The 13,827-nt window shown below is 38.5% G+C and carries 6 protein-coding genes and 1 pseudogene; 1 reads left to right on the top strand and 6 read right to left on the bottom strand.

What is annotated here, in order from left to right:
* Positions 1–4 precede the first annotated feature (4 nt).
* Positions 5–1,006: pseudogene (locus HZR84_10730) on the top strand (MFS transporter).
* 745 nt (positions 1,007–1,751) lie between these two features.
* On the opposite strand, the gene HZR84_10725 reads toward HZR84_10730, so the two are convergent.
* The 6 genes from HZR84_10725 to HZR84_10700 all read right to left on the bottom strand — a co-directional run bounded on the left by HZR84_10725 (position 1,752) and on the right by HZR84_10700 (position 13,761).
* Entirely contained in the window at positions 1,752–2,675 is a 924-nt protein-coding gene (locus HZR84_10725; protein QNL22393.1) for an alpha/beta hydrolase, read from the bottom strand.
* Positions 2,668–4,548 (bottom strand): glycoside hydrolase family 13 protein, encoded by a 1,881-nt coding sequence (locus tag HZR84_10720; GenBank protein QNL22392.1) that lies wholly within the window; start codon positions 4,546–4,548, stop codon positions 2,668–2,670. The genes HZR84_10725 and HZR84_10720 overlap by 8 nt, the downstream gene beginning before the upstream one ends.
* Positions 4,548–6,179, bottom strand: coding sequence for a RagB/SusD family nutrient uptake outer membrane protein (locus tag HZR84_10715; protein ID QNL22391.1), 1,632 nt, complete (start codon positions 6,177–6,179; stop codon positions 4,548–4,550). Before HZR84_10715 ends, HZR84_10720 begins: the two co-directional genes overlap by 1 nt.
* Before the next feature lie 6 nt (positions 6,180–6,185).
* Positions 6,186–9,221 carry a SusC/RagA family TonB-linked outer membrane protein gene (locus HZR84_10710; protein QNL22390.1) on the bottom strand — a complete coding sequence of 1,012 codons (3,036 nt, stop codon included), beginning with the start codon at positions 9,219–9,221 and terminating at the stop codon, positions 6,186–6,188.
* A gap of 59 nt (positions 9,222–9,280) precedes the next feature.
* Positions 9,281–10,732 carry a SusF/SusE family outer membrane protein gene (locus tag HZR84_10705; protein QNL22389.1) on the bottom strand — a complete coding sequence of 484 codons (1,452 nt, stop codon included), beginning with the start codon at positions 10,730–10,732 and terminating at the stop codon, positions 9,281–9,283.
* 176 nt (positions 10,733–10,908) lie between these two features.
* Entirely contained in the window at positions 10,909–13,761 is a 2,853-nt protein-coding gene (locus HZR84_10700; GenBank protein QNL22388.1) for a T9SS type A sorting domain-containing protein, read from the bottom strand.
* Positions 13,762–13,827: the final 66 nt, after the last annotated feature.

The raw sequence follows: 13,827 nt of genomic DNA, 5'->3' as shown, positions 1-13,827 counted from the left end.
TCGAATGGGTGTAGAAAAAAGAAGACTATCGTTTTGGGAAATCTGGAACATGAGTTTTGGATTTCTCGGAATACAATTTGGCTTTGCATTACAAAACGCCAATACGAGCCGGATTTTTGAAACCCTGGGTGCCGACACTAAAAATCTTGCCATTTATTGGCTGGCTGCACCTGTCACAGGTTTATTGATTCAACCAATTATCGGGTATTACAGCGACAGAACCTGGCATCCTTATTGGGGAAGAAGACGGCCATTTTTTGCAATAGGCGCTTTACTGGCGACCATTGCACTCATAATAATGCCCAATTCTCCAACACTCTGGATTGCCATAGGAATGCTATGGATAATGGATGGTTCTATCAATATCAGCATGGAGCCTTTCAGGGCTTTTGTTGGCGACTTATTACCGCCAGATCAACGAACAAGGGGTTTTGCCATGCAGAGTTTCTTTATTGGTGTCGGTTCCGTGATTGCCTCTGCCCTTCCCTGGTTTTTTAGCGAAATAATTGGTGTGCAAGATGAAAATCTCGGAGCGAATGAAATCCCTACCAATGTAAAATGGTCTTTTTACCTTGGTGCATTTGCCTTTCTAACGGCAGTCATGTGGACGGTTTTCTCAACTAAAGAATATCCCCCCGAGGAAGATGAGGAAAAACGGGAAAAGGAACATTTTACTCCGATTAAATACAAACCCAAAACCTATAGCGCCATTGGTTTAGGTATGTTGCTCATTTCGGCTTTGCTGACTTTGGTTTTTTATTGGAATTCCCTCGACCCTCAACTTTATGTCTTGTCGGGAATATTCGGACTTTTTGGATTCTCTTATTTGGGGGCGTCGATTCCTATGTACAGGAATAAATACAAAAACGGTTTTGTAAATATTGTCCGGGATTTTCAGAATATGCCTAAAACCATGATACAGCTGGCATTTGTACAGTTTTTTTCCTGGTTTGCACTCTTTGCCATGTGGATTTATACCACTTCAGGCATTACAAGTCATATCTATGATATGAAATTGTCCGCTCAGGAATTAAATACATTGAATACTGAAATGGAGAATTTTGACAAAACAGTATTGCAGGGTGAGCGACTGGAGAAATTTAATAATATTGAAAATGAGCTTGCTGAATATCTTGCAAAACTCAAAAACTCAGAAAATCAGCTAGCCGTGGTATCTGTTAATTTTGCCAAGTATTTTGTTGCTCCTGAATCAGGATTTAATCTCGATGAGGAATTGGAGTCCGATTTAAAAAGAGTCAGAATGGAATACGATGAAGGTGCAGATTGGGTTGGTATATTGTTTGGGGGCTATAATGGCATCGCAGCACTTGCGGCACTAATGTTACCCTGGCTTGCAAAAAAAACCAGTCGGCGTATGACTCATCTTATCGCTTTATGTCTTGGAGGCCTGGGATTGATCTCTTTTTATTTCATCAATGATCCAATGGTTTTGATTGTATCAATGATAGGTGTGGGAATCGCCTGGGCGAGTATTTTGTCGATTCCCTATGCCATGCTTTCATCTTCACTTCCCGCAAGTAAAATGGGCTATTACATGGGTATTTTCAATTTCTTTATTGTGATACCTCAAATGGTGGCTGCCAGTATATTGGCCTTTTTGGTGACCTCTTTATTTGGCAGTGAGTTTATATTCGCGTTAATCATAGGAGGGATATCCATGATCCTCGCCGGTTTATTGAGCCTGATTGTTGATGATAAAGATGAGGTGCTAATGAAGGAGCCGCAATAATCTATTCTGCCAACAAAAACTCCAAAGGAATGTAAAACCGCTTGCTCCAGGAGTTTTCGTCGTGCTTGTCTCCGGGAAATTTTTTAGTAAGCCAGTTGTCAGAAGTATAGCCCTTTTGTTCCATCACTTTATCGATTTCCAATTGACATGGTTCGTACAATGAATCCAACGTCTCGGTACCGAAATCAAAATATATTTTGTGAATTTGAGGATCCGGCAAATTCTCTAATAAATAATCTGCAAATAAAGCCGGAACAGGATTGTCCTTCAGATCATAAGTTACCGTCCAATGCGTGCTCAAGCAGGCCGCACCACCAAAAGTTTCAGGGTATTCGCTAATGGCATAAATAGAAATTAAGCCACCAAAACTCGAGCCCGCTATGAAAGTATTTTCCCTATCAGTATAAGTGGCATATTTTTTATCAATAAATGGTTTCAGTTCGCTGACTAAAAATTTTAAATAATTATCAGAGCGAACATCTCCGTTGAATTTGCTTTCAGCATTTTCTTCCTTTATTGCATAAATATATTCTTGATAGTCTTTTGGGATTTTATCGAATACTTTTTGTGGCATATAATCGGTTCTTCTGTAAATGCCCCCATTATCTATACCTACAATAATAAAATCACGAGTTTTACCCTCTTCAATAAGTTTTTCTGCTGTACCTTCTGCATTCCAATTTTGCCCATTCCAGGTATCTAAAAAACCAAATATATTCTGTGCATCATGCATGTACAAGACCGCATATTTCTTTTCTGGAGAATAATCTTTCGGTTTCCAAACTCTCACTGTTCTGGGACTTATCAGATTTGTCTCAAAGTTTTGGTAAATATCAAAATTGCCTGATGAAGACTTCTTTTCCTGTCCAATCACCATAGCTTGTGAAAAAATAAGAACAAAAAATAAAACAATTAATCTATTCAAAATCAATGATCATGGCCTTCATTGCCGGAACTCTGAGGCCTTTGCTTAAATCTATTTGCATTCCGGAAATGATTTCCACACCTTTTTCATTCCCTTTAAGTATTTCTTTGTAAAGGGAAATATCCAGCTCGAGTTCATTGGAATTTTTACTCAGAATGGTCATGACTTTATCATTTTCTGTATACCTGAAAAAAACATATATCGAGCTTGTATCCGGTGCAAAGTGAAGTAATTTTCCGTTGTGAACAGCCTCGGATTTTTTACGCCAATTCAGAACGTTTTTAATCATTTTCAAGGCATTTTTCTCAACCTCAGTTAAGCCTTTTCCTTCAAATGCATTGATCGTATCTCCTTTCCAGCCACCGGGAAAATCAGTCCTGATTTCTCCGTGATCGCCGGGCTTTTCATTGGCCATGAGAATTTCCGTTCCATAATAAAATTGCGGTACGCCTCGCATGGTGCTGTAATAAGCTATGGCCAGATCAAATAAATCTTTGTTCTTTTTTACTTGTGTATATATACGGTCCATGTCGTGATTGTCGGGAAATATCACAAGATTATAAGGGTCGGCATATAGAAAATCCATAGCCACTGTTTCATAGACATCTTTCCAGCCCGAAGCCCATTTGCCTTCCTCAGCATTTAAACTTTTTACTAATTTGGATTGCAATGGAAAATCCATCAAACTCGGCAGACAAGAAGTGTATCCATTGCTGTTTTTCTTTCCTCTTTGCCAAAAAGAAACAATGGCCGGATCGGTATTCCACTCTTCACCCACAATATTGAAATTCGGATATTCATACATGACTTCGCAGGTCCATTGTGTCATGAACTCCTTATCGGGATAAGAATAGGTATCCATTCGAATGCCCTGAAGATCGGCGTATTCTACCCACCAAATGGAATTTTGAATCAGGTATTTGGCCATATAAGGATTTCTAACATTTAAATCAGGCATGGATTTCCCAAACCAACCGTGAATAAATTGATCGAGATCCCTTTCCGCTACATAAGGATCCTGAATCGTACTCTTCATGTGATTTGTTTTAACAAAGCTGTCCTTCTCCAAATAAATGCCAATATTGTTAATCCAATCATTGGAAGGAAGATCATCCATCCACCAGTGTTTATGACCGCAATGATTCACGATCATATCCATGATCATACCAATGCCCATTTGACTTGCTTTTTTTGACAGTTGAGCGTAGTCTTCATTGCTGCCAAAGCGTGGATCTACCTTGTAAAAATCTGTAGTGGCATAACCGTGATAGGAATATTTTGGCTGAGCATTTTCAAGAACCGGATTTACCCAAATGGATGTAAAACCCAAATCTTTGATATAATCAAGGTGATTGTTAATTCCAGCTATATCACCGCCGTGACGAGCATAATCATCTTCTCGGTTGATTTTGTCTACATAAGATTCAATATTGTCATTCGATTCATCCCCATTGGCAAATCGATCCGGTGTTATCAGGTACAAAACATCCTCCGGTCCAAAACCCTTTCGTTCTGCAGATCCTTCCCTTCTGGCTTTTAATTCGTATTCTTTGGTTAAAAATTTCTTTTTCCCCTTCAGGAAATCAATTTTAAATTTTCCGGGCTTTACATTTTCATCAATAATAAGATCAACAATGAGGTAATTGGGATTATCAAGTTTATTGGTTTTTTCAATGCTGATACCCTCACTTTTAATGCGCGCAGAAAGTTCTGCTACATTTTCTCCATGTACCATCAATTGCAATTTGTGACTGTTCATTCCTGCCCACCAATTCGGGGGTTCGATGCGTTCAATGGACTGCGCCTTCAGATAAAAAATGCTCAGCAGGAAAAGACCTGCTGAGCAAATTAGTTTGTGATTAAAATTTATCATTAGTATCCGTTATTCTGACGGAAATTTCCATTGACTCCAAGGTCTGATGCAGGAATAGGGAAAATTTCTAAAAATGGAGGAATAGTCTTTCCGGCAGCCTCTGCACCTTTCCATTCCCAAATTAACTCTTCCGCTCCTGCACGGCTGGAATATTTATTGAACCGGATTAAATCAATTCTTCGGGTGGCCTCGTAGTACAATTCTCTTCCTCTTTCATCCAGAATAAAATCAAGAGTTAATTCGGCACCTGAAATATTATTATTGCTGTTCCCATAGGCCCTTTCTCTCAATTCGTTGATATATCCAAGAGCCGTACCTACATCACCATTTGAAGCGCCTCTCAATACGGCTTCCGCATAAATAAGATACGCATCAGCTAAACGGAAATACGGAAAGTCGGTATCGACAAAATCTGAATTAGCACCGGCAGTACTGTCGCTTGAAATATTTGAAAATTTTGGAGCTAAATAACCCAATCCTTCCCCTAAAATATCCGCTTGAGTAGATTCGGGTCTTGGAGTGATGCCCTGATCATTATCATCTACAGTCCATAAAACATTTCTGGAATCCAAACTATCAAGAACGCCATCAGAAATTTCAAATAAACTGTTGAATTCAGGTGTTGTTCTAATTCCGGACCAGCCACTTACTACTCCCCAATCGGTAGCAGACATTGAGTTTTCAAATAATACGGCTCTAACCATAAAGGTTGTCCCACCCCAACCTTGCGAGGCAACACCATCTTGAGACAATGCCCAGATTACTTCAGGAGAGCTGTTATTATCCGCATTAAAATTGTAAAGATAAACGGGGTTTAAACTAAAGCTACCACTATTGATTACTGCACTCACATCATTTACCACATCGTTGTAAATACTCTGAGGTGGGTTAGTCAAATAGTTTGGTGCATTCAGTCTTACTTTAGCACGTAACATTCTGGCAGCTTCACTGCTTGCCCTTCCATATTCTGCTTCCGATGCACTCGGTAAACCCTGAACGCATGCTTCCAATTCACCAATAATGAAATCATAAATTTGCTGAGGAGGCACTTGCGATGGAAGTTCTGCAGTAATTGTAGTTACCAAAGCTACATTTCTATAAAGATCCAAAGCATGCCAATAGGCCAGAGCTCTTAAAAATCTGGCTTCAAGCCGATAGGTTGCAACTTCATCTTGAAAATCAGGACTGATATTTCTTTCATCCAACAGTGATGGTTCAGAAATCCTAAGGAAATCATTGCACAATGCTGTCGTAAAAAAAATTCTATAATAAAGAACCCTGACAAATTGATTATCCGAAGACCAGGTATGTGTATTCAAATCCTGAATACCGGCATCTGTCCATCTAATAACCGCTTCATCGGTTGTCAATTCCTGAGCTTTCCAATAGGCCCTCATATATGAACTGAATCCTTCATCACTTATAATTGTAATATCAGCATTCCCTGCAGGCCCTTCTTGTCCTGTCAACATAAAACTCGCATAGAGTTTAGCCAGATAGGCGGTATAAGAACCTTCTTCAAGGAAGGCCACATCTTCTGTCAATCTGTTTTTAGGCACTACATCCAAATCTGTGCAAGCACTTATAACAAAAAAGACAATTGTAAATAGTGTATATATTAACTTTTTCATGATTTCTTAAAATGTTAGTGATATCCCACCTAAAAATGTTCTGGCTCTTGGATACAAATTATTATCAATACCCGGAGGGTCATTAGGGTTTGAAGGTTGAATCTCTGGATCAAAACCAGAATAATTAGTTACAACAAATACATTTTGTGCTGTAAAATAGATTCGCGCTTTCATCCAATCCAATCTGTCAATGGAATAACCGATCGTCACATTATCCAATCTTAAAAACGATGCATTTTCTATATAATAATCAGATAATATTTGTTTTTGTTCAAATCCCGTTTCCAATGCTGAAGTATGGATATTTTGAGGTACTGCAGTTTGCAATCTTCTCAATTCTCCATAATTCGATGAAAAATTGTTGTATGCATAGTTTCCAAGGTTAGCCCTGAAAGTAAATGCAAAATCAATTTTTTTATAGTTCATAACAGAAGTTAATCCAAATATCCAATCGGGGTTGGCATTTTTTGCAACACGTAAATCCTTTTCATTGATTATACTGTCATTATTTTGATCCTTGTACATCAAGGTTCTGTTAATCGGTTCATAAATAGGGTCGCCATTGGCATCATACAATTGCTCATAAGCGTAGAATGAATTTATTGATTCTCCTACTTTCAATACCTGTATGGTTTGACCAACATCACCGGCAATTCCTCCTCTTGGATAAATTGTTTCTTCAGCACCTGCTACCGTATTATCCAATCGCAATATTTCATTATTGTTATACGCCGCATTAAAAGAAACATTCCACATGAAATCTCTTCTGGTCATTATCGGACTTGATATGTCCATTTCAAATCCTCTGTTTCTCATTTCACCTATATTCGTGATGACTTTATCTGTTGGAAGTATTCCAACCGGAATGGCCACTTCGAATATTAAATCATCTGTATTTTGTTGATAATACTCAAATGCACCGGCCAATTTTCCTTTTAAAATCTCCCAATCCAATCCAACATTTATTGATGTTGTTTCTTCCCATTTTATATCGGGATCAACAGCCGTAGGTCTCAGGGTATTTATTAGTTGATTTCCTAATTGATAAGAACCAGTGGGGGTTGAAAATTCATATGTCGTCAAATACCTGTAATCCGCGATCTCCTGATTACCGGTTATACCATAACCAACGCGAAGTTTTAAGTAATTGACGTATCTATCCAGGCCTTCATAAAAGTCTTCGTTGGATATTCTCCAGGCGGCAGCAAAAGACGGAAATAATGCCCATCGGTTTTCAGGGCCGAAACGGGTTGAACCGTCACGTCTTAATGTACCTGTAACAAGATATTTATCTTTCCAGTCAAAATTAAAACGACCATAGAATGAAATCAATCTGTTTTGAAAGGCGTTGTTTCCTATCACCACATTAGAATTAGAAATTGGTGCCGGCGCATCTAATCCAAATGCGTTGGTATTGAGTGAATCATGTCTGAAAAATCCAAAAGATTTATCCCATGACTGATATGAATACCCTCCTACCGCAGTGACTTTTGCATCGATGGCATCAATACTTTTTTCATAATTCAAATAGCCTTCATAAAGAAAGGACTGAACCGAAGATCGCTCGAAGCTGTATTGACCTTGAGTTCTCAGTTCTGATTTGATAAAATTTGGTGAAAAACTCAGATTATCTGTTACTTTTTGATCTAAAGCTATATTGTTCTTTATACTTAAACCCGGAACAAAAGGTAGTTTATAGTTGACTTCGAAATTATTAATACTTCTAAAGGACTCACCTACAGCCTTTTGATGTTTACTTTGAGCTACTGGGTTTGCAACAGCCAATGGATCATTATATTCTGTAAAACCACCAAATCGACCGGTCATTCCAGCCGGAGGTCCGTTTTGGTACAAACTTGTGTCAAAGTAAATCGGTTGAGTTGGATTATAGCTTAATGCGGCTCCAACCTGATTGCTTCCGAATTTGTCATTAACAACCGCATTTTTGGTGGAAAATCGCAAATTCAATCGATTGTCTAATAGACCTTTGGAAATATTAAAATTGACATTATAACGCTCTGTTCTGGTATCATTTAAAACGCCATTGACTTGTTGATAACCCGTAGAAAAACGATAATTACCATCCTGAATATTTGATCCTATCGACAAATTATGCTGTTGAGAAAAGGCTGTTTGTGTGACTTGATCAAGCCAATCTGTATCTGCCGGTCCTATAACCGCCTCATTATCTACTCTTTCATCATCAAAAACAGCAATGGCTGCCCTAAATTCCTCTGCACTTAATATTGGTGTTTCTGCGCTGAAAGTACTGACTGAAGAAGATCCATCGTAATTGATAATTGGTTTATCCGAAGCCTTTCCTTCCCTTACCGCTCCACCTTTTGTTGTAATCATTATTACTCCGTTTGCTCCTCTACTTCCATAGATGGCAGTGGCTGAAGCATCTTTTAGTACAGTGACATCCGCTATTTCGCTGGGATTTAGAAAGTTTAAGGGATTTCGGCTCCCGGTAACGGCTTCATTTTCTATCGGTACACCATCAATTACATATAAAGGGTCATTGCTTGCATTGATTGAAGTAGCTCCTCTAATTCTTATCGTAGCATTTCCACCGGGTTCTCCGGATCCACTGACCTGAACACCGGCAACTTTTCCTGAAATCAAATTTTGGGGCGTAGAAATCATTCCTTTATTGAATTGTTCCTCGTCCACCTTTTTTATTACTCCTGTTACATCGCCTTTTTCAACTACACCATATCCAACAACAACGACTTCTTGCAACACTTCAGTTTCTGTACTCATTTGTACATCAATCGATGTTTGATTAGATACAGAAATTTCTTGCGGTTCATAACCCAGATAATTAAAGACCAGGGTTGCTTCAGATGGAGCATCAATTGAATAATTACCTTCAAAATCGGTGATAGTACCTTTAGCAGTTCCTTTGATTAAGATACTAACACCGGGAAGTTCTGTCCCATCTTCACTGTCTGTTACCTTACCGGTAACTGTAATGTCTTGTGCATAAATGTTCGTTGCGGAAAAAAGTACGAACACAGCAAGTGCGTATAGTTTTCTCATGGTTCATCAATAAAAGTGAAAAAAACCCCGCAGGAATTCACCTGCAGGGTTTAATATGATTATTGGAGTGTAGCCGTATATGTAGCTCCATGATCCGCTGTCATTACAGTAACTGTAAATGTACCTGCGGTAGAAACTAAATTGGCTCCATCAAGGGTAAGTGCATTGAGATCACCACCTAGGTTAAGATCCCAAGAGTCATTGGCTCTGAATTTGTACTCATCTGCCAACATTACAACATCAGCAGACCAGGAATTGTCTCCATTGTAAGCCAGTGGAGTAGAATTATCCCAACCACCTGGAGTTGCAGCACCAATTATACCCCAAACACCTGCATCAAATTGAACGGCCCATGTCGCGCCTTCATCAGCAGTAGTAATTGTGATATAATAGTATCCTGAATCAGTAGCGGCATCTAATATGAAATTGCCACCTTCGCTAACTTCAGAAGCAGCGTCTCCGGTATGATCAACATTTCCAGGATTTAATTCGAAATCCCAGGCATCATTGGTTCTGTATTTGAATTCTCCATCTTGAAGATAAACAAATGCAACCCATTTGTGAGTACCTGCATCTTCACCTTTGTAAATGAAATTCACATCAGCATCCCAGGCACTATCTGTTGCTGCGCCTATTATACCCCAGTTGTACTCGGCTGGATCAAAACCAGATCCGTCTCCGGTTCTTTCGAACTCTGCAACAGCACTATATCCTTTTCCAGGAGAGAAAGTTAAGGTTACGGTATAAACACCCGGATTACCTGTAAAATTGAAATTGAAACCTCCAGGTTGGAAACCTCCATTTTCATCACCACCTTCAGTATTTGTTCCAAAGTTTGTAAGAAGGTTCAAACCATCAACAGCAGGAGTAGCTGCACTTCTGTCTGAATTCCAATTTTCATTGTAACGGAATTTAAATTCACCCGCTTTCAATTCAATATTAGTTCCTTCAAAAACTACAGTATTTGCATCTGCACTTTTTAGTGCCATTGGGGCATCTGAGCTCCATCCCGGTCCGGCTGTTCCAATCAATCCATATGTATTGATTTTTACGATGTATGCTGTTCCGGAAGTTACATCAATAGTAACATGATATAAACCAGATTCAGTTACGCTAAATGCATCTCCGCCAACGGCAAAATCTGCACTTACCCACATCTTGCCACTACCGAGATCTTCTTCGGTAACAGTACCGCCCCAAACAGTTTCAACTTCCTCTTCAATTTGAGTAATATTGAAATCTCCGGCTTCCATGTAAATATATGCTTCATATAAACCCGGTCTTTCAGAATAAGGAGGTGTGGATCCAAATGCATCTACATATGCATCATCCATTTCTATTGCTGAACTTGGTGTTTCCGATGTTGCCGTTCCGGTAATGTAAAGACCATCATCAGAGCCACCTGTTGGCGGTGGAATTACGGCGCCTCCGCCATCATCTCCCCCACAACTTGTTAATACCGCTGCTCCAAAAAGGATTGCGATATACGCGATTGATTTAATTTTCATCATGATTTTAAAATTTAGATTTAACATTCTTAATATTTCCTAACTTGTTTTTACCCTAAAAAGCATTGTAAAAGTTACAAATTCCTTTACAATTTCGAACTTCAAAATTTAGCCTAAAATGATATTTATCAATAATTAAACTTAATTTTATTGTTAAAGCTAAAAGCAATATTTAGCATCTACTCATCTACAAGCAAAATTTTAAATTCCTGTACATTATTAAATTTTACTACTCTTACTATGTATTGTCCATTCGGCATTCTTTCTTTTTTTGAATTGGTACCGTCCCAAACTACTTCTTGTTTTCCTCTCTTGGAGACCCTTATGTCTCGGATTTTTTTCCCGAGTAGGTCAAGAATTTCTACATCCACTTCCCGATCAGTATCATTGTTAAACTGTATCGTTGTTTCATCAGTAAAAGGATTGGGGTAAACAATAAAATCAGGTAATTCAACCGGCACTTCCGGTGGCTGAATTTTTGGTGGTTCATCATTAAAAATACCAATTATTTTTTGGGTAGAATACAGTCTATACTCTCCTCTCGCCATTAAAAGTGGTTGATCAACATCTTCAACAATTATGGAATCCTGTGTGTAAAATTCATACCATGTCCCTGTCTGTGTAAATTTTGGAATGATTTCCTCTTCTTCGATTGAAAAATTGCCCAAAACCACTACATCCATTTTTTCCCCATTTAATATTATCTTTTTCATTGCGCTATTCGCATCGATGGAATAATCACTTGTATGAAAAACATCGTACTCTTTTCGCAATCGATTCAGTTCTGAAAATACATTGAACAATCGCTTTCTTTTTTCATTTTCATAATAATCCCAAACGATCGGTTTTCTTGATAATCGGCAATCGTTACTTATGGTACCGTCAACGCATCTATTAATCGAATAATCAAAACCCAATTCCCCAAATTGCCAGATCATTTTTGGACCGGGAAGGGTTAAAAAGAAATTGGCTGCTAATTCCACACGTTTCAATGCAGTGTCCAATTCACGGATGGTGTAATCGTCATTAAACCTTGAAAAATTCAAATTTTTGTACATCAGTCTTTCTTCATCGTGACTTTCCATATATCCGACCAAATACGGACTGGACCATGAACGATCCTGATAATTGATGCAGGATAAATTGCCACTAAAACCCATTGTGGCTTCATTGTATACGTGATTGCAATTGCCCCAAAGCATAAATCCCTTGGCGGATAATTCCTGCTCTTCTGTATTATCTGCAAAATGCTCTAAAATGATATAGGTGCTGCTATCTACCTGCAATAATTCATCTCTTATTCTTTCCCAAATGGCAATACGAGAAGCATCCCGCTGACCCCAAAATCCGACATCGCCCAGAGAATTTACCTGAGTAAATCCTTTTGACAGGTCCATTCTGTATCCATCTATCTGATATTCATTTACCCAGTAGGCCAATACTTTATCCACAAATTCCTGTGTTTTAAGACTTTCGTGGTTATAATCGTAGCCTACATTAAAATCGTGTTTAGCTATAGGATTAAACCAGGGATTTTCGCCTGTTGGCTGACCAAAACTGCCCGCAGCGGGGTCAAAATACATTCTAACCTGGGGATTTTGTCCAAAAGAATGGTTTAATGCAATATCCAAAATCACCGCCATATCCCTTCTATGACATTCTTCCACGAGGGCTTTTAATTCATAATCGGGGCCGTAGTATTTATCAGGAGCAAAATAAAAGGATGGATTGTATCCCCAGGAATCATTGCCTTCAAATTCATTAATGGGCATCAACTGTATGGCATTTACTCCCAGTTTTTGTAAATAATCAAGCGTATCTTTTAATCCTTTATAACTGTGATCATCTAAAAAATCCCTCAAAAGGGTTTCATAAATTATTAGTTTCTCTTTTTCGGGTTTTTGATAATTTATGGTAGTGTCCCATTGATACTCGGGTTTATTTATATAAAAAACAGAAACCGGATCATTCGTTTGACCGCTCGGGTAAGGGGTTAAATTGGGATAAACTCCTTCATTTATTACTTCGGGATCATTCCAAGGATCGAGGATTTTCTCAGAATAAATATCAGCTATTCGCAATTGCTCTTCAACCTGATACTGAAATCGATATTCCGTATTTGGGTCAAGTCCATTCAAGCTGATCCAAAAATGATCGCCATCTTCACTTTTATTCATTAAGTATTGTGTATCCAGTTCCCAATCGGAGAAATCACCCAATACGAAAACATAATCTTTAAATGGCGCATACAGATTTAGTGTCACAGAAGAATCACCTATATAATTAATGCCTTCATCAATACCCGCAGGCGGATCCTGTACAAAAGGTGTTCCCGGGTAAACGAAATAGAATGAATCCTTCGCTATTTCAGTTCCCGAATTGGATTCCATGCTGACCCAATATTTTCCGGCTCCAAAATCATCTACAGGGATTTCCGTATTCAAATCCTGAGCGTTAGAAATGCTATCAAAAAGATTTCCATCAACAAATACTTTTATTTCAGACATGGCAGAAGCACTGCTCTTCATAGATATTGTGTCACCATTTTCAACTACCAGGTAATCCTGAGTAGGCTTGATGATGGCCGCGGCATAAGAACCCTGAAAAAGATCTACAAATATATCTCCTCCGTTGTCAGAGCGACCAACAATTGAGCCATCTGCATTTCTAAAAACGAAAGCTAATTGTAAAACTATCTCGCCTGCCGGAATTCCGTGAAAATCGGCGATATCATAGGTTTTAATGAATTTATTATTTCCAATTGAAGTCATGAGTACATCAGAATCGGCTGTGCCCCATTCACCCACCACATATTTCCAATCACTTGGTGAGTTACTTTCTGAGGTAATTACACCCATATGAGCGTAAACAGTACTTTGACCTTCTAATGCACCATTGCCCAATGTAGCATCGTAAGTTATGGTTACCGTATCTGTTTGTTTGGGAAAAGTTGGATCAAGAGTAACAACCTGTGCTAACACTTCCTGAACAACCGCAAAAAAAACAACTATAATCAGTATAGTTAATCGCAATCTAATAATGATTTGAAGAACGAAAATAAGAAAGTGTACTTAGTACACCAAGTATTATTTGGAAAA

The sequence above is a fragment of the Hyphobacterium sp. CCMP332 genome (assembly GCA_014323545.1).
GTDB lineage: Bacteria > Bacteroidota > Bacteroidia > Cytophagales > CCMP332 > CCMP332.
Note: the sequence above shows the minus strand (reverse complement) of the source record. Positions and strands in the feature narration are given on the sequence as shown.

What these genes read in the sequence shown, in the direction of transcription:
- HZR84_10715 (QNL22391.1), bottom strand. Translation starts at nt 6,179, where the DNA reads ATGAAAAAGTTAATATATACACTATTTACAATTGTCTTTTTTGTTATA.
- HZR84_10710 (QNL22390.1), bottom strand. Translation starts at nt 9,221, where the DNA reads ATGAGAAAACTATACGCACTTGCTGTGTTCGTACTTTTTTCCGCAACG.
- HZR84_10720 (QNL22392.1), bottom strand. Translation starts at nt 4,548, where the DNA reads ATGATAAATTTTAATCACAAACTAATTTGCTCAGCAGGTCTTTTCCTG.
- HZR84_10705 (QNL22389.1), bottom strand. Translation starts at nt 10,732, where the DNA reads ATGATGAAAATTAAATCAATCGCGTATATCGCAATCCTTTTTGGAGCA.